This is a genomic window from Sorangium aterium, from assembly GCF_028368935.1.
In the GTDB taxonomy this organism is placed as follows: domain Bacteria; phylum Myxococcota_A; class Polyangia; order Polyangiales; family Polyangiaceae; genus Sorangium; species Sorangium atrum.
Genome location: NZ_JAQNDK010000004.1, coordinates 113,626 through 136,796, shown reverse-complemented (window position 1 = coordinate 136,796; position 23,171 = coordinate 113,626). Strand labels below are relative to the sequence as shown.

17 protein-coding genes are annotated in these 23,171 nt (G+C 71.2%); 7 read left to right on the top strand and 10 right to left on the bottom strand.

The annotated features are described in order from the left end of the window. Positions 1-59: 59 nt before the first annotated feature. The 5 genes from POL72_RS31875 (at position 60) to POL72_RS31855 (ending at position 5,847) form a co-directional block, all read left to right on the top strand. The gene (locus tag POL72_RS31875; RefSeq protein ID WP_272100234.1) at positions 60-1,289 is read left to right on the top strand and encodes a DUF2169 family type VI secretion system accessory protein; all 1,230 of its coding nucleotides are present in this window, start codon (positions 60-62) and stop codon (positions 1,287-1,289) included. A 217-nt stretch (positions 1,290-1,506) separates the two neighbouring features. Further along, positions 1,507-2,562 (top strand): glycoside hydrolase family 16 protein, encoded by a 1,056-nt coding sequence (locus POL72_RS31870; protein WP_272100232.1) that lies wholly within the window; start codon positions 1,507-1,509, stop codon positions 2,560-2,562. 120 nt (positions 2,563-2,682) lie between these two features. Further along, complete coding sequence (locus POL72_RS31865) at positions 2,683-3,525, top strand: AraC family transcriptional regulator (RefSeq protein WP_272100230.1); 843 nt, start codon at positions 2,683-2,685, stop codon at positions 3,523-3,525. A 45-nt stretch (positions 3,526-3,570) separates the two neighbouring features. Continuing rightward, complete coding sequence (locus POL72_RS31860; protein WP_272100229.1) at positions 3,571-4,758, top strand: methylated-DNA--[protein]-cysteine S-methyltransferase; 1,188 nt, start codon at positions 3,571-3,573, stop codon at positions 4,756-4,758. Between the two features lie 366 nt (positions 4,759-5,124). Then, on the top strand, positions 5,125-5,847 hold the full coding sequence (locus POL72_RS31855) for a glutathione peroxidase (protein WP_272100227.1): 723 nt from the start codon (positions 5,125-5,127) through the stop codon (positions 5,845-5,847). A 42-nt stretch (positions 5,848-5,889) separates the two neighbouring features. Here the strand turns inward: POL72_RS31855 and POL72_RS31850 are convergent, their stop codons facing one another. The 7 genes from POL72_RS31850 to POL72_RS31820 all read right to left on the bottom strand — a co-directional run bounded on the left by POL72_RS31850 (position 5,890) and on the right by POL72_RS31820 (position 15,254). Then, positions 5,890-7,443, bottom strand: coding sequence for a lipase family protein (locus POL72_RS31850; RefSeq protein ID WP_272100225.1), 1,554 nt, complete (start codon positions 7,441-7,443; stop codon positions 5,890-5,892). 112 nt (positions 7,444-7,555) lie between these two features. Then, on the bottom strand, positions 7,556-9,352 hold the full coding sequence (locus tag POL72_RS31845) for an AMP-dependent synthetase/ligase (RefSeq protein WP_272100223.1): 1,797 nt from the start codon (positions 9,350-9,352) through the stop codon (positions 7,556-7,558). Positions 9,353-9,901: 549 nt separating this feature from the next. Next, positions 9,902-11,758 (bottom strand): hypothetical protein, encoded by a 1,857-nt coding sequence (locus tag POL72_RS31840; protein ID WP_272100221.1) that lies wholly within the window; start codon positions 11,756-11,758, stop codon positions 9,902-9,904. Positions 11,759-11,912: 154 nt separating this feature from the next. Continuing rightward, entirely contained in the window at positions 11,913-13,202 is a 1,290-nt protein-coding gene (locus tag POL72_RS31835; protein ID WP_272100220.1) for a glycoside hydrolase family 5 protein, read from the bottom strand. A 219-nt stretch (positions 13,203-13,421) separates the two neighbouring features. Beyond that, positions 13,422-13,778, bottom strand: a complete 357-nt coding sequence (locus POL72_RS31830; RefSeq protein ID WP_272100218.1) for a hypothetical protein — start codon at positions 13,776-13,778, stop codon at positions 13,422-13,424. A 79-nt stretch (positions 13,779-13,857) separates the two neighbouring features. Further along, positions 13,858-14,244 carry an NFACT RNA binding domain-containing protein gene (locus POL72_RS31825; protein ID WP_272100216.1) on the bottom strand — a complete coding sequence of 129 codons (387 nt, stop codon included), beginning with the start codon at positions 14,242-14,244 and terminating at the stop codon, positions 13,858-13,860. A gap of 14 nt (positions 14,245-14,258) precedes the next feature. Then, positions 14,259-15,254 (bottom strand): alpha/beta hydrolase, encoded by a 996-nt coding sequence (locus tag POL72_RS31820; protein ID WP_272100214.1) that lies wholly within the window; start codon positions 15,252-15,254, stop codon positions 14,259-14,261. A 117-nt stretch (positions 15,255-15,371) separates the two neighbouring features. Between POL72_RS31820 and lon the strand changes: the two genes are divergently transcribed. After that, positions 15,372-17,783: an endopeptidase La gene (lon, locus tag POL72_RS31815; RefSeq protein ID WP_272100212.1), complete on the top strand. Its 2,412-nt coding sequence runs from the start codon at positions 15,372-15,374 to the stop codon at positions 17,781-17,783. Between the two features lie 6 nt (positions 17,784-17,789). On the opposite strand, the gene POL72_RS31810 is transcribed toward lon, so the two are convergent. The 3 genes from POL72_RS31810 to POL72_RS31800 form a co-directional block, all read right to left on the bottom strand. After that, the gene (locus POL72_RS31810; RefSeq protein ID WP_272100210.1) at positions 17,790-18,713 is read right to left on the bottom strand and encodes an N-acetylmuramoyl-L-alanine amidase family protein; all 924 of its coding nucleotides are present in this window, start codon (positions 18,711-18,713) and stop codon (positions 17,790-17,792) included. Between the two features lie 164 nt (positions 18,714-18,877). Beyond that, the gene (locus tag POL72_RS31805; protein ID WP_272100208.1) at positions 18,878-20,128 is read right to left on the bottom strand and encodes a DNRLRE domain-containing protein; all 1,251 of its coding nucleotides are present in this window, start codon (positions 20,126-20,128) and stop codon (positions 18,878-18,880) included. Between the two features lie 649 nt (positions 20,129-20,777). Continuing rightward, positions 20,778-22,001: an MFS transporter gene (locus POL72_RS31800; protein ID WP_272100206.1), complete on the bottom strand. Its 1,224-nt coding sequence runs from the start codon at positions 21,999-22,001 to the stop codon at positions 20,778-20,780. Positions 22,002-22,144: 143 nt separating this feature from the next. Between POL72_RS31800 and POL72_RS31795 the strand changes: the two genes are divergently transcribed. Beyond that, entirely contained in the window at positions 22,145-23,005 is an 861-nt protein-coding gene (locus tag POL72_RS31795; protein ID WP_272100204.1) for an MBL fold metallo-hydrolase, read from the top strand. The last annotated feature ends 166 nt before the right edge of the window (positions 23,006-23,171 follow it).

Sequence of the window (23,171 nt, the reverse complement as noted above, 5' to 3'; positions counted from 1 at the left end):
TCCGGTGTCGTTGCGGGGCAGGCTTGACCCTCGTGAAGCCCCGGTGCTCTCATGGCACGGTGACATCGGATGCCTCGCCCACTCCCAGCGCGCCCGCGGCGCCTTCCGGAACGGCAGCAGCGGGGGTCCTGTGGCGCGCGCGCGGGCGGCTCCACCTCACGGTGATCGCCAAGGCGACCTTCGCCTTCGTCGACGGCGCGCCGATGGTCCCCGTCGAGCCGCAGCCGATCATCGACGCCGACATCCACCATCACAACAACCCGGGCCGCAGCGTCCGGTTGACGAGCGACCTCGCGCCCTACCTCGCGCGCATCGACGTGTTCTTCACGGGCCACGCGCACGCGCCGCCGGGCCCGCCTGCGGCGCCCTTCTCCGTGCGCCTCGCGCTCTTCGCCGGCGAGCGCCCGATCCTCGACAAGGCGCTCTCGATCGAGCCCGGCGGCGCGGAGAAGGCGGTCCCGCTCGCCTACGAGCGCGCGTTCGGGGGGATCGGCATGGCCGACAACCCGTTCGGCACCGATCGCCCCGCCGTGCTGGACCCTTCGCGGCGCGACCACCCGGCGGGCTTCGCGCCGATCGGGAGCGTATGGCCGTCGCGCAGGCGGCTGCTCGGGCGTACGCCCCACAAGGCGCTCGAGGGTCCCCTCCTCGAGATCCCCGACGATTTCGACTGGAGCTACTTCCAGGCGGCCCCTCCCGATCAGCGCGTCGAAGCGCTGGTCGGCGACGAGTGGCTCGTGCTCGCGGGGCTCCACCCGACGCTCCCGGCGCTGCGGACGCGGCTCCCCGGGGCGCGCGCCCTCGCGCGCGTGCACGGCCTCTCGGCGTTCGGCGTCACGGAGGGGCAGCCGCTCGATCTGGTGCTGGACACGCTGCACATCGACGGCGACAGGCAGTCGTGCTCGCTGGTCTGGCGACGCAGCTTCCCGCTCGCGGAGGAAGCAGCGCTCGCGGCGGTGCGCGTCGTCGTCGGCGTCGAGGTGCCGGGCGCACCGCCCGCGTGGCAGGCTCCCGCCGAGATCGCGATGGCCGCCCCGAGCGCCGTCGCGGCGGCCGATCCGACCGAGGTGACGCTCAACCGGTCCGATCAAGACGTCGAGGCGCGCGATCGGCGCGGCGCCGCCCGGCGCCCCGAGGCGACCGTCGCGCAGGCGACCGTCGCGCAGACGAAGCGAGCCCCCGTCGGGTCGGCGGCCCCGCTCCCGCTCCACCCGGCTGCGGAGCCGTCGCCCGCGGCGGCGCCCGGCCCGCAGACGCCACGCCCACCGAAGGGGCATTCCATCTCGTAGACCCAATTCGCTCTCCTTCGAGGAACAGGAAGATGTGGTATCTGGCCCCTCACCAGACGTCTCACTGCGTGCGGCCAGGCGCTCGATCTGGAATGGAGCAGTCTTGATGAAAACGCATCGCGAATCTCAGGGCGTCGTTGCTTCGAAGGACGGGGCGCTTCGCGGCGTGCGCTGCATCCGCCGTGCGGGCATGATGCTTCTCGCGGCGCAAGTGTTGGTGGCTTGCTCGAATGACACCGCCGCCAACGACAGCGGTGCCGGACGCGCCGGGGGCAACGGCGGTGACGGTGGCAGCGGCGACGCCGGGGGCAACGGCGGTCATGGCGGCAGCGACGGGAACAGCGGCGCTGGCGCCGGCGGTGACGGCGCCGGCAGTGGCGGCGCCGGCGGTGACGGAGGTGGCGGTGACGGAGGTGGCGGTGACGGAGGTGGCGGTGACGGAGGTGGCGGTGGCCACGTCACCGTGTCGGCCGAGCTCTTCGACGACTTCACCTACACCGGCATCACCGACGACGATCTCACGAGCTGGTGGTGGGTCCGCGCGGAAGACGGAGCGCCCGGGGTCGACGGCGCCCGATGGCTGCCGTCGAATGTGTCGTTCATCGATGATCCCGATCTCGCCTCGAACAGGCTGCTACGGCTCGAGGCGACCACACGCGGGTCCGGCGAGAGCACCTCGCACGCAGAGCTTCAATCGAACGACGACAAGTTCCGCCTGGGGACGTACTCCGCTCGGGTAAAATTCAGCAACACGCCTCTGACCGGGACCCGGCACCTCGCCGACAAGCCGGTCGAGACGTTCTTCGCGATCAGCCCGTGGATCAACGACCCCGAGACCGATCCCGGCTATTCGGAGCAGGATTTCGAGTACATGCCCAACGGCGGGTGGGGTCAGGAAGACACCAGCACGCTGTGGCTGACCTCGTGGGAGACGGCCACGCTGGAGAACACGCAGTCGAACCATGCGGCCGGGGACCAGTCCGGCTGGAAGAGGCTCCTCATCCAGATCACCGAGTCCGACATCCGCTACTACATCGAAGGCACGCTGCTCTGCACGCACGGTGCGACGTACGTCCCCGAGACGAACCAGCACCTCGACTTCAATCTGTGGTTCGACGAGCTCGCCGCTGGGCAGACCGAGCCACGGACGTACGCCGAGGACGTCGACTGGGTCTATTTCGCCAAGGATGCCATCCTGTCGCAGGCCGAGGTGGACGCGCAGGTGGCCCGCTTCCGCGCGTCGTCGATCGCCCGCGAGGACACCCTGCCTTAGGCAAGACGCCCAAGGAGCCAACGCCATGAACGCACACCTGGCACGGCCGCCGCGCGGCGGCGTAGGGCGAGCGCTGGGCGCGTTGCTCGGCCTCGCCGCCGCAGATACATTCGGTGACCCATGGAGGTCACGACGCTGGTGCGGGGCGAGGCCATCTCGGTGGTCGACTACCGGTGCAGCTCTGGACCTGGGGACGCGCCGTTCGCCGAGCTCCACCGGGGCTTCTCCGTCTCCTACGTGCGCAAGGGCAGCTTCAGCTACCGCGTCCGGGGGGAGGCGTTCGAGCTCGTGGCCGGGTCGCTCCTGGTCGGCCACCCCGGCGACGAGTACACGTGCTCGCACGAGCACGTCGTCGGCGACGAGTGCCTGTCGCTCCAGCTCGCGCCGGCGCTCGTCGAGGCGCTCGGCGACGGCGGCGGCGCGTTCCGTGCCGGCGGCCTGCCGCCGCTGCCCGAGCTGATGGTGCTCGGCGAGCTCGCGCAGGCGGCCGCCGAGGGCAGGAGCGACATCGGCGTCGACGAGGTGGGGGTGCTCCTCGCCGCCCGCTTCGTCGAGGTCGCCTCCGGCCGGCAGCGAAGGCCGCGGGACATCGGGGCGCGCGACCGCCGCCGCGCCGTCGAGGCGGCGCTCTGGCTGGACGAGCACGCGCACGAGCCGATCGACCTCGAGGGCGCGGCGCGGGAGGTGGGGCTCAGCCCGTTCCACTTCCTGCGGGTCTTCGGGAAGGTCCTTGGCGTGACCCCGCACCAGTACCTGGTCCGCGCCCGCCTGCGCCGCGCCGCGCGCCTCCTCGCCGACGAGGCCCGGTCGATCACCGACATCGCGCTCGACGTCGGGTTCGGCGACCTCTCCAATTTCGTCCGCACCTTCCACCGCGCGGCCGGCGTCTCGCCCCGCGGCTTCCGGAAGGCGGCGAGGGGGGATCGCAAGATCTTCCAAGATCGCCTCGCCGCGCGCTCCTAGGATGGCCGCCGGACGCGGGCGCCCTGCCTGCCCGCGAGCATCCCCATGACAGCAACGGCACACGGATTCCTCCTGTTCGACACGGCGATCGGCCGCTGCGGCATCGCGTGGGGCGAGCGCGGCGTCGCCGCCTTGCAGCTCCCCGAGGCGCGCGAGCCCGAGACGCGATCGCGCCTGCTCCAGCGCCTCCCGGGCGCCCGGGCGGCGGCGCCGCCGCCCGAGGTGCAGCGCGCGGTCGACGCGATCGTCGCGCTCCTGCGCGGCGAGGCGAGCGACCTGTCCGCCGTCGCGCTCGACATGGATCGGGTGCCGCCGTTCCACCGCCGCGTCTACGAGGTCGCGCGCACCATCCCGCCGGGCGCGACGCTGACCTACGGCGAGGTCGCGGCGCGCCTCGGCGCGAGCGGCTCGGCGCGCGCCGTGGGGCAAGCGCTCGGGCGGAACCCGTTCGCCATCATCGTGCCGTGCCACCGCGTGCTCGCCGCTGGCGGCAAGGCCGGCGGCTTCTCCGCGAACGGCGGCGTCACGACGAAGCTCCGCCTCCTCGCGATCGAGAGCGGCCAGGCGCGCGGCGCTCCGGAGGCCGCGCCCGGCGGCGACTTCGGCTTCGATCCGGGCGCCGCCGTCGATCACCTGCGCGCGTCCGACGCGGCGCTCGCGCGCGTCATCGACGCAGTCGGGCCGTTCGCCATGCGGATCGACAGGACGTCGAGCCTCTTCCTCGCGCTCGCGGAGTCGATCGTCTACCAGCAGCTCACCGGGAAGGCCGCCGCGACCATCTTCGCGCGCGTGCGCGCGCTCTTCCCGCGAGCGCACGAGGGCCCCACGCCGGCGCAGCTCCTGCGCGTCTCCGACGAGAAGCTCCGCGGCGCCGGCCTCTCGCAGGCGAAGCTCCTCGCGCTGCGCGACCTCGCGCGGAAGACGGAGGACGGCGAGCTCCCCACGCTCGCGGAGGTCCACGGCATGGAGGACGAGGCGATCATCGAGCACCTCACGCGGGTGCGCGGAATCGGCCGGTGGACGGTGGAGATGCTCCTCATGTTCCGCCTCGGCCGCCCGGACGTGCTGCCCGTGGACGACTACGGCATCCGCAAGGGTTTCGGGATCGCGTTCAAGCGACCCGAGCCGCCGGCGCGCGCGGACCTCGAGAAGCGCGGCGCGCGGTGGAAGCCGTACCGCACGGTGGCGAGCTGGTACCTCTGGCGCGCGGTGGATCTGGCGCGGAGCGGCTGAGGCCTCGCCCCCCACAGCGGCGCTCGGGCTGCCCGGGGGGCGCCTCCTCCGGCGCGGCCGCCGCCGCCCAGGCGGGCTGCCTTCGCGGCGCGGCCCTCGGTCGGGCTCGCCATTGCGGCGCGCCCCTCGGTCGAGCTCGCCATTGCGGCGCGCCCCTCGGTCGAGCTCGCCATTGCGGCGCGCCCCTCGGTCGAGCTCGCCATTGCGGCGCGCCCCTCGGTCGGGCTCGCCATCACGCTGGCCGGCGTCGAGGCTCGGGGCTAAGTTCTCGCCGGCCCGAGAGCGCCGCGTGGAGCGCCGCACGACGCTGGACAAGGTTGCCGTCGCCGATGGCGACGAGAAGAGCACGCAAGGAGCACGACAGTCATGCTGAAGAACCTCGAAGGGCAGCGCGTTCCGGATGTCACGTTTCGCACCCGTGTCGACGGTCAATGGAAGGACGTGGCCACCAAGGACGTGTTCGCTGGCAAGAAGGTGGTGGTGTTCGCGCTGCCGGGCGCCTTCACGCCGACCTGCTCGAGCAGCCATGTGCCGCGCTACAACGAGCTCGCGGACGAGTTCAAGCGGCGCGGGGTGGACACGATCGCGTGCGTGTCCGTGAACGACGCGTTCGTGATGGATGAGTGGTGCAAGGCGCAGGAGGCGGACAAGGTCCTGTTCCTGCCCGACGGAAACGGGGAGTTCTCCGAGAAGATGGGCATGCTCGTCGACAAGGCGAACCTCGGCTTCGGCAAGCGCTCGTGGCGCTACTCGATGCTGGTCGACGACGGCGTGATCAAGAAGATGTTCATCGAGCCCGAGGTCGCGGGCGATCCATTCGATGTGTCGGACGCCGACACGATGCTGAAGTACCTGGATCCGTCGTCGAAGGCGCCGCACGACGTGCTGCTGTTCACGAAGCCGGGGTGTGGCTACTGTACCAAGGCGAAGCAGCTCCTCGACGCGCGGAAGATCCCTTACGAGGAGGTGGCGGCCTCGCCGCGCCGCCTGCGCGCGGTGAGCGGCAAGGGCACGACCCCGCAGGTCTTCGTCGACGGCAAGTACATCGGCGGCGCCGACGAGCTCGAAGCCTACCTCGCGAAGGCCTGATTCACGAAGGCGGCCTGGGCGTCCCCCGTCGCCGGGGGGCGCCTACGCGCCGCCCTCCGGGTCCGACGGCTCGGCGCGGAAATGGGTCACCGCCGGCGCCGAGGGCGGGGACGCCGCCGCCGCCGAGGCCGGCGCCGCCGCCGCCGCCGAGGCCGGGGACGCCGCCGAGGCCGAGGCCGGGGACACCGCCGGCGCCTCCGCAGGTACGACAGCCGGCCTGCGGCGCGAAGCGGTCGTGCACCTGTCGCTCGCCATCGCGAACTCCCCGATGCTGTTCCAGAGCTTCTCGAACTGGCTCTGATCGAAGCCGGAGCGGGACTGGAGCAGGTCGTACCCGCCGTAGGTCGGATCGGCCCCGTCGCCGTCCTCCGGATCGATGAACCGATAATGGCCCATGACATCCGCGTGGTCGGCGTCGACAAGGATGCTATGCGCCGCGTCCGGGTAGACCATCGATACGGAGTTGACGATCCCGTCGTTCATCTCGGGCGTGAGCCGCTCGCTCCGGCTCGGGTCATCGAGCCAGGGGACGGCGCAGGAGGGCCCGAGGGCCTCGACCACCTTCGGACGCCCCATCACGTCGGCCGTGATGCCGTAAAGGAGGCTGAAGATGCCCAGGAACGACCCGCCGGGATCGCGCTTCGCCCTGGTGACGATCGACCGGAGCGCGATGCCCTTCTGCCTGTAGTAGTCGCTCAGGTCCTCCTCGACCTCGGCCCCGAGCAGCCCGGCTTTCCCTGTCTTCTTCGCGCTCTCGGCGCAGACGGCGAGCTCGCGCCGCCAGGCGGCGACGCTGCTCACGGCCAGGCGACGTCGGGAGTGGCCCCCGGCGCGCCGCGGCGTGCCTGAGGACGACAGCGGATCGAGATCGTCGAAGGCATCGGTGTCCTCCGCGACGTTCAGCAACCAGCAGAGCACGTTGAAGTACTCGCTGCGCGCCTCGGCCATGGAGAGGCCGTCGCGCTTCGCGGCGTGGAAGCGATCGATCGTGTCGAGCGCGGCGCGGGCGATGCCGTCCGACTGGCCGAGCGTCCGCAGGGCGCTCCTTGCGAGGCGGGCCGTGACGCTCGCGTACTTCTGGCCAGTCATGCTGAGCAGACCGTGGGCGACTCCGGCCGTGGACATGACGCCAGGCCTCCACCGGCGGAAGACGTGGGCGAGGTTCGTCCCGCGGTGCGGCGTCGAGAGGAACTGGATCGAGCAGATGCTCTCGAGGAGGGTCTGCGCCGGGACGCCGTAGACCGACCGGCCCTGCTCGGTCGCGGCCAGGAGCAGGAGCATGAGCGTCTTGATGTCCCTACCGCCCGTCGAGTGGCCGACGAGATGGAGGCAGTCCCGCTGGTCGGTGCCCACGCCCCCGTAGAACACCCCCTTCCTGAAGCGATCCGCGAGCCAGTGAAGGAGCCCATGCGCGCGCGTGTCCACGCTCGCCGTGGGCAGGTTCGCAAAGCAATGCACCGAGAGCGGGGCCCGATACGCCCCGGCGGCGGCCTTCCGGAGCACCTCCGTGACGCCGTAGTAATAGGAGACCGAGCCCAGGATATCGAAGCCCGCAAATCCGGGCACGAGGACGAGGTGGCTTCTTGATTGACTCATGCCTTTTCCCTCCCACTTGACGAGCTGCGCTCACCCGCTCCGGAGACGAGCACAGCCAGACGATCTCGTATCGAGCAGGCGCCCCCCAGCGCTCCGGGCCCCGCGGCCCCGCTCACTCGGCGGGATACATCTCGTCGATGGTCCCGCGGAAGCGCTGCTCGATCACGTTGCGCTTCATCTTGAGCGTCGGCGTCATCTCGCCGTCCTGCACCGAGAACTCGCGGCCGAGGACCGTGAACCGCTTGATCTGCTCGAAGCTGGCGAGCTCCGCGTTCAGGGCGTCGACGTGCGCCTTCACCTGGCCGACCACCTCGGGGCTCGTGATCGCGGCGTCGCCGCCCAGGGCGCCCCGCTCCTTCAGCTCGGCGAGCTTGCCCTCGGTCAGCGTGATCAGCGCCGAGAGGTACTTGCGGCCGTCGCCCACCATGCACACCTGGCTGATGATCTCCGCCGCCTTGAGCCTCTCCTCGATCGGGAGCGGCGCGATCATCTTGCCGCCCGAGGTCTTGAGGATCTCCTTCTTGCGGCCCCGGATCTTGAGCTGCCCGCGCTCGTTCCACTCGCCGAGATCGCCTGTGTGCAGCCAGCCGTCCTCGAGCGTGGCCTCCGTCGCCGCCTTGTCCTTGTAATAGCCGACGAACACGTGCCGGCCGCGCGTCAGGATCTCGCCGTCCTCGGCCAGCTTGAACTCGACGCCCGGCACGGGCTTGCCCACGGTGCCCGCGCCCTCGATGCCCGGCTCGGTCATGCAGATGACGCCTGTCGACTCGGTCTGGCCGAAGTCCTCGAGGATCTCGAGGCCCAGCGCGCGGAACCACGTCGAGATGTGCGGCGCGAGCGCCGCCGCGCCCGAGGCGAGCACCTCGGCCTTGCCCAGGCCGAGCGCCGCGCGCACCTTGCCCAGCACGAGCTTGTCGGCGAGCGCGAGCTGCAACGCGTCGAGCGCGCTCGGCGCGCGCTGCGCGTACTTCGCCTGGGCCACGCGGGCGCCCACGGCGAGCGCCCACTCGGCCAGCTTCTTCTTGGCGCCCTTGCCGCCGCGCACCTTCGCCATCACGCCTTCCATCATCTTCTCCCAGAGCCGCGGCACGCAGAGCAGCAGCGTGGGCTGCACCTCGGGGAGCTCGCTCGAGACGTTCTCGAACTTCGAGCAGAAGTTGACGGTGTAGCGCTGGGTAAGGCCGGCCCCGACGCACTGCAGCTTCTCGGCGATGTGACAGAGCGGGAGGAACGAGAACATCGTGCCCCGCGCGAACGGCAGGTTCCAGTACTTCACGGCCATGTCGGCCGTGTAAGCCAGGTTGTCGTGCGACAGCATGGCCCCCTTGGGGTTGCCCGTCGTACCCGAGGTGTAGATAAGGAACGCGCCGGCCCTGGGGTCGATCTTCGCGAGGTAGTCGGCGAACGTCTTCGCGCCCGGCTGCCCCGCGAGCGCGCGGCCCTCGGCCAGGGCCTGTTCGTACGAGATCGCCTTGGGAGAGATCGATGTGTCGCCATCGAAGACGAGGATCCACTTCACGCTGTCAGGGGCGGAATACTCGCCCTTCTCCCCGGAGATCTTCTGAAAGTACTCCTTGTTTTGCACCGAGAGCAGCGTCGCCTCGGTGTGGCTCAGGATGTACTGGATGTCTTTCGCCGTGGAGTTCGGGTAGAGGCCCGCCGACTTGCCCCCGACGAGCAACGCCGCCAGGTCGACGTGGACCCACTGCGGGCAGTTGTACGAGAGGATCGCGCCGACCTGGCTCGCGTCGAAGCCCTTGGACTCGAGGAACAGCGCGATGTGGTGGACCCGGTCACGGTACTCGCGCGCGGTCAGCGTCTTCCACTCGCCTTGAGATTTGAAGCGCTGGGCCGGCGCGTCAGGAGATTCGTTAGCCCACTGTTCCAGACGGTGGAGGACGGTGCTCATGGCATCTCCTGCGGCTCAAAGCCTCGGGGGGGGTCGCGGGATGGCCAGGATGCGGGAGCCGCCGGGGCATTGTCAATCAGCGTCGAGGAGCCCCTCGGAGCGCCGGCGACGAGCCGCCGGTCGTCCTGTTCCGTGCGCCTCGCCCTCGCCTGCCGGCGCCGCTGCGAGCGCGGCGGCGAAGTGCTCCGCGGCACGATCGAAGGAGAGGGCCTCGCGCCGAGGAAGGCCAGCGCGAGGGCGCGTCCCTCCTCGGGGATGAGGGAGCCGACGGCGAGGGGGCGCACGTCGCCCGCGTCCGCGTCGCTCGGGGCTGCCGGGAGCAGCCGCGTGACGAGCTCGCTCCGGTCGGCGTGTGTCCGGCGCCCGACCCGAACAGACGAGGCGCCGCGCGGGGCCGACGAGGGCGGCTCGTACCCTGCTCGTGGTGCAGGGGAGCGCCTCTTCGGTGCTCCGCCTACCGCGGAGCGGCGTGGTGCTCCTCGGCCTACCGCGCGGGTGGGCGGGGTGCAACGAGGCCCGCCCTCCTCGAGGAGGCAAACGGCCCGCCGATCACTTCGAAATGACCTTCGTGCACGTCGCGCCGAAGTCGATATAGCCGACCGGGCAGCTCCCCCAGCACACGGGGCCCGCGCCGCTGTAGCCGGAGGCGCAGGCCGGATAGCAGAGACCCGCGTCGTATTGCTGGCCCGCGCCGCAGCTCGTCGGCACGGAGCCGGCGCCGCGCCCGTAAGAGCTCTTGGCGAAGATGTGCGCGTCGCGCCGGCACGTGCAGCCGTCGTTGGTATACCCCGTCGGGCACGTGGAGCAGCCCTTGGCGAAGGTCAGGCCGCACGCGTCATACCAGGGGCACGCGGAGTTGTTGGCGTTGATGATCTGCGCGTCGCGCCGGCACGTGAGGCCGTCGTCCGAGTACCCGGACGGGCAGCTCTGCCAGCACACCGGGCCGACCCCGTAGTAGCCCGACGCGCAGGCCGGATAGCAGAGACCCGCGTCGTATTGCTGGCCCGCGCCGCAGAGCGTCGGCGCCGTGCCGACGCCGCGCCCGTAGCTCGGTTTTGCCACCGTGGAGGAGCACGTCGCGCCGTCATCGCTGAAGCCGGGCGGGCAGGCCGGCACCGCGGCGGGGGCCGGGACGGCGGGGTTCTGCACGTGGAGGCGCGCCTGGAACTCGTAAAGGCTGTGGATCGCACCCGGGTTCGCCTCCAGCACCTGGATCATCGCGCCGTCGCCCACGACATCGGACAGATCGAGCAGCGCGTTGGCGATGCGCTTCTCGTTCCAGTCCCGGTACTGGGTCGACGGGCACGCGGCCCCGCCGCCGCAGAGGCGGCCGCGCGCGCCGACCCGGGCTTGCTCCCAGTAGTTCGCGAAGCCCTCGTTGAAGGCGTACCCCGGGTTGGCGATCTCGGAGCCATCGTGAGAGCGTCCATAGACATAGGCCACGTCGTCACCATTCCAGTGGTTCAGATCGCCGTCGGCGACGTGCCGCACGCTGTGCCCGAACTCGTGGGTGATGACCCTCCGGCGCTCCGCGGCCGTGCTCCCCCAGGTGCTCGTGAGGAAGTCCGTGCGAATGTTGATGTAATCGTAGAACGTGAAGGGCGTGCCCACGTAGACCCCGCTCCAGCGCAGCATGCGCAGCGCGTGCGCGGGCGGCTGGGCCCCGCGGGCAGCGTGGAAGTCGCGCAGGGTATCGACGCCGAGCCGCCAGAGCTCGCAGTCGACGCCGCTCAGCGTAACCACATCCACGTCGAGATCGCCGCTCGAGCGCGGGCTGCCGGCGACGTCGACCCCCTGGCCGCGCGGGGCGTGCAGGTCGTCCATGATCGTGAGCGGCGTCGTCACGCCGCTCGAGCTCACGACGCCGTCGAACGTCACGTCGAGGTGCACGCTCGCGCTCGCGGTCGACGAGATGGGGATCCTGAAATCGCCGTTCGCGTCCGTCACGCCGCTCCCGAGGCCGGGAATGCTGAGCGGCGCGAACGCGAGCGCGCTCGTGACGGTCCCCGCGCCGTCCGGCGCGGCGCACTGCAGGCGCCCGATGACGGCCGCGGACGGCGGCACGCAGTGGAGGCTCGTCACCTCTGCGGCGCAGAGCGAGTCCCACTGGGTGTTGCAACAGAACGGGTCCGCCGCGCAAACGCAGCTCTGGACGGCCGCGTCGTTACAGCCGGCGAACGGGTGCGGGTTCACGCAGTCGTTCACCTTGAGCTCGCTGTCGGCCTCGGCCGTCGATTCGGCCGCGGCCTGCAGCTCACCTGGATCGCCGGAGGGCCCTGCGCCCTCCTCATCGCCCGACGGCTCGGCGCCCTCGGGGACGGCGCACGCGGCGAAGGCCCCCGCGGCGAAGAACAGCACGGTGGACGCAGAAAATCTCGCCATCCCGACGTTGCGTGTCGATGACATGCCCCTCTCCTTGATGTGGCCTGGACCGATCCATCTCGTCCAGCCACCCCAGGTACGCGGGCAACGCTCGGTGGTTTCGCGCCACCGTCCAGCTTCGCGGTGGCCGAACCAAGCGACGGCCGGCGGCGCGCCCTCCGCGCCGCCGGAGCGCCGACTACCGGTTGACGGCGCTCACGACAGCTTGCCACTCCGTCGAGAACGAGCCGTCCGTGCGCTTGATGTCCGTCCCCGTGTCCCACAGCACGGGGACGACGCCGCGCGACTTCGCCGCCTCCACCACCGACCGCATCCACAGCGTCCGCGACGCGGGCTCACGGGGGTAGTTCGTGCCCAGCGTGACGCCGAACTCGCCGAGGATGATCGGGATGCTCCGCTGCGCGCTGAACGCGCCGAGCGTGTCGAACTTGCTCTTCAGCTCCGCCTTCTCGGGCTCCGAGCCCCACGTCGTCTTGGGAGAGCCCCAGCTCTCCACCGTGTCGAGGCCGCAGAAGGTGTAGGGCGTGTAGTAGTGGATCGAGAGGAAGAGGCTCTTCGTGCCGGCCGGATCGGTCGGCACCTTGAAATCGCTCACACAGGTCCTGTCGACGTCCGTCACGAAGCCGGCGATGAGCAGGGCGCGGCTCGCGTTGTAGCCGCCCTGCTCGCGCACGGTGGTGACGAAGAGCTGGTTCATCTCGTTCAGGGCGGCGTAGTCCGGCGTCCCGCCGTCATGAACGCCGTTGACCCAGTAGTTCCCCTCCTCGTTCATGCCCTCGAGGATCAGCTTGTGGCCGACGTCGCTGAAGGCCGTGGCGATCTGGGTCCAGTAGGACGCGAACCTGGTCTTGACGGCGTCGGTGAGCTTGTATTTATCGGTATTGTCCTCGTTGTAGATCCAGCCCCCGTCCCAGTGGATGTTCACGATCGAGTACATTCCGGCGGCCTCGATCCAGCCCACCACCTCCTTGACTCGGGCCATCTTGGCGGCGTCGATCGTGCCGTTGGCGGCGTAGGTGTCCCAGGCCACGGGCACGCGCACCGTCTTGATGCCGTGGCTGGCCATGCCGTTGATGAACGTCTGCGTGATCAGCGGCTGGCCCCAGCCCGTCTCCCAGGCGGTGGTGTTCTCCAGCGTATTGCCGATGTTGGCCCCGATACCCATGCCGGGGACCATGGCCGCGGCATCCGCCGGCGTCGCCGCTCCGCCGGCCCCGCCGGAGCCCCCGGTTCCCCCCGTGCCGGCGCCGCCCGCGCCGGCATCGCCCGTACCGGCGCCGCCCGCGCCGGCGTCGCCCGTACCGGCGCCGCTCGTCGTGGCGTCGCCCGTGGCCGTGCTTACGCTGCTGCCGCCGGTGGCTCCTCCAGAGGCCGCGCCTGCGCCCGACGTGGCATCGGGATCCGTCGAGCTGCAAGCGACCAGCAAGCCGAGAATCGAGAAGGAAGCGAGTCGATACGAGTGAGTCATGGGTCCTCTGCGGGTGATGGGAAGGGAGCTCGTCTCGCTCAGGTTGCGCTGCGCCCCTGCCTGCCGTCACAAATCGCACGGACGCTCCCGGACCGCGCTCCGCGCCGGATCCCGGGACCCCGAGCTCCGCCTTCGCGGCCAAGGGGCGCCGCGGGGCTCGCCGTCACCCTGCCGCCGCTCGCGGGCGGTGCGCCGCCTCGGCCCTCGGGCTCGGATGACTCAGCCGCTGGCCCAGGCGTTGATCCGCTCTGCCCAGCCGGCAGCATCGTCGATGGTGAGGACGAGCCGCCGATACCACTCCCCCTCGAGCTCGATGGTCAGCGGGTGCTCCTTCCGGCTCCGCACCCAGTACCAGAACTCCTTGCCGCGCGCGGTGAAGTACGTCCCCGCCTTGATCACCCCCGGCAGGGCCGTCCCGGGCGCGCGGATCTCCTTCCATGTGGAGGGCGGCAGCGCCGCCTCCGCCCGCGCCACGTGCTCGCGAGGCACCACGATGGGCCGGAGCCTCACGGCCCACAGCCGCTCGGCGCCTTCCAGGGTGAGCGTCAATCGATCCCCTTCGATACGAAGCTGCACGGCGACAGTCTAGCTGTTCGCGAGCACCTGGCGAGCAGGGGCCGCTGCACGACGCGCGCCGGCGCGCGGCTCACCCCGGTCACCCCGGATCGCGCCCGGGGATCTCCGGCCGCACGCGCACGCTCTTCCACCGCGCGAGCTGCACGAGCCCCGCGGGCGCGCCCCGCGGCTTGCTCACGTCGGCCGCGCGGCAGACGTGGACCTCCACCTTGGCGGCGCTCCTCGCCTTCGAGTACCACGCCGCCGCCGCCGCCGCGCGCTCGACCACCTCGCGCGGGACCTCCACGCGCTCGGGGTTGCGCACGATCACGTGGCTGCCCGGCGTACCGCCGGCCACGTGCAGCCAGAGATCGTGCGGCTCGGCGATCTCGAAGGTCAGCGCGTCGTTGTCGTCGTCGCCGCGGCCGACGAGCACCTCGAAGCCATCAATCGTGAGCGTGCGGTACGGCCGCCCCTTGCTGCCCATGCCGGCCCCCGTCGTCAGCCGGGCGCGGCGCCGGCGCGCGGCCCGGCGCCCGATTGCGCGGGCCTCTCCGGAGCTCTCGCCTCGCTCGCCACCTCGGCGGCGAGCCACGCGAGCAGGTCCCGCACGACCTCCTCGCGGTTGATCTCGTTCAGCATCTCGTGGCGCCCGCCGGGGTAGAACCGCTGCGCCACCCTGCGGAGGCCGGCGGCGCGGTACGCCTCGATCATCTGGGTGACGCCCTTGAGCAGCCCGCCGACCGGATCGCGAGAGCCGGAGAAGACATAGAGGGGCAGGTCCTTCGGGATGCGCGAGAGCCGCTCGGGGCGCGCCAGCGCCGCCATCCCGTCGAGCAGGTCGACCCAGAGCGAGGTCGTCGCGGGGAAGCCGCAGCGGGGATCGGCCATGTACACGTCGACCTCGGCGCGATCGCGAGAGAGCCAGTCGAAGGGCGTGCGCGTCGGCGCGAACACCTTGTTGAAGCTGTCGAAGCTCATCGTCTGGAGGAGCTGGCTCTTGCCGCGCTCGCCAAGCCGCCTCCGCTCCGCGCGGGCCACGAGCCGGCCCGCGTCCACGAGCGCGTTCGCCTTGCCCGCGGCGCCGGAGAGCACCGCGCCGTCGATCGAGCCGCCGTGCTCGATCAGGATCTCCTGCGCGAGGGCGGCGCCCATGCTGTGGCCGAAGAGGACGACCGGCAGGCCGGGGTGCTCGCCGCGCGCGCGCGCGAGGAGCTGCGCGAGATCGCGGACGACCCGCTGGAAGCCGCCCTGGCTCGCGAAGAAGCCGAGCTCGTCGCTCCCGCGCGCCGTCGCGCCGTGGCCGCGGTGGTCGTTCGCGTAGACGGCCCACCCGGCGGCGCAGAGCGCCTGCGCGAGGCGCGCATAGCGGCCCGCGTGCTCCGACATGCCGTGCGCGACGTGGACGACGCCGCGCGCCCCGCCGTCCGGGAGCCAGCGGTACACGAAGAGCTCTCGGCCGTCGTCCGCCTGAAACGTGAAGGTGTCCGCGGGCATCGCGAGCCGACCCTACCACCGCTCCGCGCTCGGCTGACCACGATTCTCGATGCTTCCGCGCCGAAAGGAGTTTTCGGTACGGTCCTCCATGGCATGACGTTCGCACAAAGGCCGGTCATGCCCGAGCGCCGATCGTTGCCCGTGCTCTCGTTGCGCGACACCGTCCTCTTCCCTGGGATAGCGACGCCCATCACGGTCGGACGGCTGAAGACGCTCCGCGCGGTGGAGGCCGCCCTCCGGGTCGAGGGAGAAGACAAGCGCATCTTCGCGGTCGCCCAGCGCGACGCCGCCGAGGAGCCCACCGCGGGCGGCCTCTTCTCGATCGGCGTGATCGCCCGCATCACCCAGGTGCAGCGGTTCGGGTCGGGCCTTCAGCTCGTGCTCTATTGCGAGCGGCGAGCGGCCGCGCCCCGCTACACCGAGGTCGACGGCGTGATCCGAGCCCCCGTCATCGAGCTCGCCGATCTACCCCTCCGTCCAGAGGAGGACGGCGCCCTCGAGGCGCTCTCCCGCGAGGTGCGCGAGCGCGCCGTCGAGTACGGCCGGCACCGCGGCGCGCCGGAGGACGTGCTCAAGCAGTTCGTCGGCAGCATGTACGGCCCGGCCGAGCTCGTGAACCACATCGCCTTCTACCTGGACCTCCCGACCCCCGAGAAGCAGGCGCTGCTCGAGATCCTCTCGACGGAAGAGCGGATGCGCAGCCTCGCGCTGCACCTCTACCGGCAGATCGGCATCGTCGAGACCCAGGAGAAGATCAGGACGACCGTCGAGGAGGAGCTCGGCGAGCGGCAGCGGGAGATCTACCTGCGCGAGCAGCTGCGCGCGATCCAGAAGGAGCTCGGCGAGGAAGACGACGAGAACGCAGCGGCACGTCTGGAGCACAAGCTGCAGCGGGCCAACCTGCCGCCGGAGATCCTGCAGGAGGCCCGGCGCGATCTCGCGCGGCTGCGGCGCATGGGGCGGGAGACGTCGCCCGAGGCGCAGGTCCTCATGACGTGGCTCGAGTGGGTGGCGGATCTGCCCTGGAACCAGCGGACCGACGACCACGTCGATCTCGATCGGGCGCGGGCGATCCTCGACGAGGATCACTACGGCCTGGGCGACGTGAAGGACCGGGTGCTCGAGTTCCTGGCCGTCCGGAAGCTGCGCCTGGAGCAGGCGAGGAGCGAAGGCGAGCGGAGCCGCGCCATCTCCCGCGGGCCGATCCTGCTCTTCCTCGGTCCGCCCGGGACCGGCAAGACGTCCATCGCGGAGTCGATCGCGCGGGCGCTCGGGCGCAAGTACGTCCGCGTCTCGCTGGGCGGGGCGCGCGACGAGGCGGACATCCGCGGCCACCGGCGCACGTACGTGGGCGCGATGTCCGGCCGCATCCTCCAGGGCATCAAGCGGGTGGGCTCGAAGAACCCTGTGATCGTCCTCGACGAGGTCGACAAGCTCGGCGCCTCCTACCAGGGCGATCCCGGCGCGGCGCTGCTCGAGGTGCTGGATCCGGCGCAGAACGACGGCTTCGTCGACCACTACCTCGGCCTGCCGTTCGACCTGTCCGAGGTGCTGTTCATCTGCACGGCGAACTTCCGGGAGACGATCCCCCCTCCGCTGTTCGACCGGATGGAGCCCGCGCTGTTCGCCGGATACACGGAGCAGGAGAAGCACGAGATCGCCCGGAAGTACCTGCTCCCCCGGCAACGGAAGGAGTGCGGGCTGCGCGAGGAGCAGCTGCGCGTGACGGGCACGGCGCTCGGCGGGATCATCAGCGGATACACGCGCGAGGCGGGCGTACGCCAGCTGGAACGGACGCTCGGCGCGCTGGCGCGGAAGGCCGCGCGCAGGATCGCGGGCGGCGAGATCGAGCGGGCTGTGGTGGGCGCCGACGAAGACGTGAAGGAATTGCTCGGCCGAGCGAAGATGCGCCTTGAGCGGAGGCTGCAATACGATCAGCCGGGGGTCGCGACCGGCATGTATTACACGCAGATGGGTGGCGACATCATGCACGTCGAGGCGAGCGTGATGCCCGGCAAGGGCGATTTCGTCCTCACGGGGCAGCTGGGCGACGTCATGAAGGAGAGCGGCCGCGCGGCGCTGAGCTATGCGCGCGCGCACGCGGCGGAGCTCGGCGTGCCGTCCGATCGGCTGCAGCGGCGGGACGTTCACATCCATGTTCCGGCGGGGGCGGTGCCGAAGGACGGGCCGAGCGCGGGCGTGACGATGGCCGTGGCGCTGGTGAGCGCCCTGTCGGGCAGGCCGGTCAGGAGCGACATCGCGATGACGGGGGAGATCACGCTTCGCGGGACGGTGCTGCCGATCGGGGGGATCAAGGAGAAGGTGCTGGGGGCGCACCGCGCGGGGATCTTCGAGATCCTGCTGCCGGCGGACAACGAGGCGGATCTCGACGATCTGCCGGCCGAGGTGAGGAGCTCGCTCGAGTTCTACCTGGTGAACACGCTCGACGAGGCGCTCGCGCTCTGCCTGCGGCTCCGCTCGATCCGCCTGGAGGCGCCCGAGGAGATGCCGCACGCGCGGGCATCCTGACGCGCGTCAGGTGGGCGGCGGGGAGGCCGGCGCGCCGGCGCCGCCGAGCGCGCTGGCCGGCGCACCCGCAGCGCCGAGCGCATCGGCCAGCGCGGCGGCCGCAGCGGCGGCGAAGGCGTCGAGCGTGGCGGGCTCGGTCCAGCGGGTCGCCTCGCGGGCGTCGAGCGCGTGGTGGGTCTCGACGAGGATGGAGGGCATGGAGGGGCGGCGCAGCACGAAGATGCGCTGTCCCGGGGGGCGCCGGTCGAGGAAGACGCCGGGCTGGGCGGTGTCCGGCTCGTACAGGCCGCTGTACGCGGCGCCGTCGTAGGGCAACAGGCCTGCTTCTTCCATGCGCCTCGCGAAGCCGCGCGCGAGCGCGAGCCGGAGGGCGCAGAGGGCAGGCTCGCCTTCGTCGGACCACAGGACGGCGAACCCCGGCGCGGCGAGGCTGAGCGGGCACTGGCGGCCCTGGCCGGGCGACCACGTCTCGGTCCTGCCGCGCACGTCCGAGTGCAGGCTGACGAAGGCGTCGGCGCCCCACCTGGCGGCGTCCTCGACGCGCTCCGCGTAGGGCAACGGCCGGTCGCCGGTCCTGCCCACGCGCGCCTCGAAGCGCCCCGTGGCGACGAGCCGCTCGGCGAGGGCGCGCGCCGCGGCGAGGGTGAAGTCCTGCTCGTCGACGCAGAAGCACGAGAGGTTGCCGGAGTTGCCAGGGGCGCCATGTCCGGCGTCGAGGTAGACGCGGCGGACCCCGAAATCCGGCGGAAAGACGGCGGAGGGGGCGACGACGCGGGCCCCTGGAAAGGGCCACCCGCTCGGCGCGATCGGGAGCTTGAGGGCGCGCCGCGCCGCGATCTCGCGCGGGGAGCCCGGGGCGAGCGCCCGTGAGAGGGCGGCTGCGCCGGCGGCGCCGGCGAGACCGAGGAGGAGCTTCCTGCGCGAGATCACCGCGGCTCCGCTTGCTATCAAAGGCGGAGCGCGGCGTCAGGTTCTCGGCAAACGAGCGTGGCCGAGGTGACGAAGGAGGCGCGACGTGGCGACATCCCGAGATCGCCCGGGACGCCCGAGGGATCGTGCCGCGGCGTGCCCCTCCGCACCTCGGCCAGATCCCGCTACTGGGCCGGCGTGTAGCAGACCTCGAGCTTCGGCCGGGGGGCGATGTTCGTTTGCTCGCTCGATCGGATGTCGGTCCGACCGTTCACATCGTGGAGCGCGACGCCGTAGTTCGGGGAACCATCCACCCAGGACTGCACGAGGGCCGCCACGTTGGTGGTCACGACGGCGCTCGCCTGGGCGACGGTGGCGATCGACGCCTCGACGGCCGCGTTGTACCCGGGGAAGTTGCCGGCGTGCACGGTCGACTCCTGCCAGGGGCCGTTCACGCGGTGCAGCTCGATGGTGCTGGCGCTCTCCTTCCACGTGTGAGACAGCGAGAGGGTCGCGGACTCGACGTCGGAGCCCGCCGGGATGAACGACAGATCGAAGGCCAGCACGCCCAGCTGCACGCCCTCGGGGAACGTGTTCATGACGACATACGGGTAATCGCCGTACGGCCACGAGACGCCGGGCTGGATATGCGCATCCTGCACGCTCCCGTACGTGCCGCGCTGCACGACCACGCACAGGGGCTCGGCCGGCGGGGGGGGCTCGCAGGCGTCGCCGATGCCGTCGGCGTCTGCGTCGGCCTGGGAGGGGTTGGCCTGCGCCGGGCAGTTGTCGCATGAATCGAACACCCCGTCCTGGTCCGTATCGGCGGCGACCACGGTGACATTATCGAGGAGCGTCCCCTGGCCGTTCGAGATGCCCAGATCGTTGAACTGGAGGCGCGTCGTCGTGCCGGAGGCCACGAGGGTATAGGTGTAATTGACCCATGCGGAGCTGGCGGTCGTGAGCGTGGCCACCTGCTGGCCGCCCCAGACGACGCCGAGCACGTTCTGGCTCGCGCTCGTGCCGGGGCGCGCGGCGAAGGCGAACCGGAGCTGGTAGGTCGCTCCCGGCACGGTCGTGAGGTTCTGATAGATGCCGCTCGAGTCCGTGGCGTCCAGCTCGACGTGCTGGCTGCCGTGCGCGGGGCTCATGCCGTTCGAGTGGTCGTGGATCTGGATCTGACCATAGGCGGCCTGCCAGCCGGTGATCGAGCCATTGTATATCGACGACGTGCCGGACGACACGTTCGGCGATTCGAAGCTGCCGTTCGTGACGATGTTGCCGGACGGGAGCACCGAGCAGGAGAGGAGCGCCGCCGCGCCCTCGCCGATGGCGTCTTCGTTATCGTCGCGTGGCTCGGCTGTCGCCATGCAGCCGGAAATGATCGAGGCGAGCGCGAGCGTAGAGGCAGAGATCGACAGATAGGCGGTTCTCATGGGAGAGCTCCTCGTCGCGGCGACGGCATAGCGGCGCCGCGCAGTGCGGCGAGCTGCCGCACGCTGTGGATTTAGAAAATACTATTTACAAATCGGGCGATGCTGAGGTGGTGCTCCATTTGCCCGAAGGCGGAGCGCTGAAGGCGTCATTCATCAACCAGCGCGTGCGGCACGACGGCACGGCCGTTACCAGGCGCTCGCCTCCCGGATCGTGGCCGATCTCGAGCTCCCTGGCCCCCAGGAGGACCTCACCCCCCTGGGGGGATGAGGGTCGTCGCCGGCCGGGCGATCGATGGACGAAGTCGGGCGAGCGCGGTCACGAGCGATTGTTGCAGCAGTCAGCCGTAGCGCTGTCTGGTTATATCATGAAGTGGGCGCGCGGATCATGGTCTTTCGCACCAGCCAGCGCCGCGACGAAGAATGCTGTCCTCCTGAGCTCGTGAGAAAAAGAGCCATCGTGGGCACCGTTGGCGCCGAGGGAAGAGGAGAGAGCAAAAATTCTCCATCTCTCCTCTTTCCCTCGGCGTTTCGGCGTCTTCGGCGTCTTCGGCGTCTTCGGCGTCTTACTTGCCTCTACAATTCAATTTCGCCACGTCACGGAACTGGGGCGAAATGGGGCACTGGGGCAAAATGGGACGGCCGGGCCCGCTCACCCCTCGCCCGCTCTCCGCTCGCGCAGCGGCAAGAGCAGCCCGAGAAAGACAACCGAGATCACGGTCCCCAGGGCGAACAGGCCTGCATAGCCGAGCCGCTGGGCGAGCGCGCCCGAGAGCCACACCGCGGGTGATTTGCCGAGCACCTCCACGCTGGCCAGCAGCGTGTAGTGCGTCGCGCCGACCGAGCGCCGGACACGCGACATCATGAAAGCGAACACCGCGGTCGTGAGGGCGCCGCCGAAGAGGTGCTCGGCCACGGTGACCGCGACGACGGCATTCGCGGTGGGCGCCCCCGCCGCGGCGAGGTACCACTCGCCCGCCATCGCGACGGTGCGCAGCGCCGAGGTCACCCCGACGGCGGCGAGCAGCGGGATCCGATGCGACAGGAGGCCTCCCGCGAGCGAGCCGGCGATCGACGCGACGAGGCCGTACGTGCCCACCCAGAGGCCGATCTGGTGCGGCGGGAAGCCGGCGTCGACGAGGAACGGCTTGAACATCATGTCGACCATCGCCTCGCCGAGCTTGTAGGTCCCGAGGAACGCGACGACCCAGAGCGCGCCGGGCGCCCGCAGGGCGGCGAGGACCGTCGCGAGCACCTCGCGGAGCGACCGGCGCGCGTGCGCCTCGACCTCGCTCGCGGGAGGCTCGCGCAGCGCGAGCGAGGCCAGCGCCGAGAGGAAGACGAGCACGGCCATCGCCCCGAACTGACCGCTCCAGCCGATCCAGGCGCTCGCCCAGACGAGCAGCCCGCCGGCGGCGAGCATGCCGACCTTGTAGCCGACCACCTGCGCGGCGTTCGCCAGGCCGAGCTCGCCGCGCCCGAGCAGGTCGATCGCGAGCCCGTCGACAGCGATGTCCTGGGTGGCCGCGAGCAGGTTCATCAGGAAGACCAGCGCGAGCAGGGCGCCGAGGTGGCGCGACGGCGGGACGAACGCGGCGGCCGCGCACGTGAGCGCGAGCAGCACCCCGAGCGGCAGGATCCACGAGCGGCGCCTGCCGATCCGCTCCCAGCCGTAGCGGTCGACGAGCGGCGCCCAGAGCGCCTTTGCCGCCCACGGGATCGCGAGCGCTCCGGCGAAGCCCACGCCGGAGAGCGAGACGCCGCTCGCCCGAAGGAAGACGGGGAGCGCCGTCGCCTGGAAGCCGAACGGGATGCCCTGGGCGAAGTACAGCGCGGCGAGGGCGGCGATCGTGCCGGCGCGCGTTCGGTCTGCCACGACGGACAATCGTAACCGAGCGGACGAGCTTCGGTCGCCCGAAACACGGACACTGGCGTACGGTTCGATCTCGATCCGGTCTCGATCCCGATGAGCACGCCGCACCGACTCACCCCGTCTGCCGGCCGGACGAGCCCGCGCCGATGATCGCCGACACGTTCTCTCCGCGGTCGCTCGCGCCGGCGGGCACGGTCCGGGTGCGGTGGCTGGGCACGGCGGGGTTCGCGATCGAGCACGCCGGCGCGGTGATACTCATCGATCCCTACCTCACGCGCGCTTCGCTCCTCCATTGCGTGGTCGGCCGGCTCGTCCCCGACGTGGCCGCCATCGCGCACCACGCGCCGCGCGCCGATGCGGTCATCGCGGGGCACACCCATTTCGATCATGCGCTCGACATCCCGGAGATCGCGCTCCGCACGGGGGCCACGGTCTTCGGATCCCGCTCCGCGGCGGCGCTCTGCCGCGCCGCCGGCGTCCCCGCGGCGCGCGTGCGCGACGTCGAGCGGGCGCCCGGCGGCGAGCCTGTGCTCGCCGAGGTCGGCCCGTTCCAGCTGCGCTTCTTCCCGAGCGCCCATTCCCGCCTGCTGCTCGGCCGGGTCCCCTTCCCCGGCGACATCTCCGATTGCGACCAGGTCCCGCTCCGGGCCGAGCGTTACCGGTGCGGCGCCGTCTTTGCGGTGGAGATCCGGGTCGCGGGCCGGCGCATCGTCCACCTGGGCAGCGCGGAGCTCGTCGAGGCGGGCCTCGATTGCAGGGAGCCCGACCTGCTCCTGCTCTGTGTGGCCGGCTGGACCGCATCGCGCGATTTCCCCGAGCGCGTCGCGCGCGCCCTGTCGCCGCGCGCGGTGCTCTTCTCGCACTGGGACAACTTCTTTCTGCCCCTCGATCGCCCCGCCGTCGCGCTCCCCGCGATGCAGGGGGAGCGCCTGGCAGAGCGCCTCGGCCGGGCGTCGCGCGACATGAGATTGGGTGTGCTGCCGCTGCTGGGCGAGGTGTGGCTCTAGGTCGAGACTCGCTATTTCCACGCCGTCCGCGGGGACTCTGTACCAGCGTGGAGGGGAGCTGTCCGGACAACCGTTCATTCGGTGGTCGAGGCGATGTTCCGACGCTCACCCGACCTCCGCCACGTGCCTCGCGCAGCCGGAACCGTCCCTGGCGAACGCGCTACCA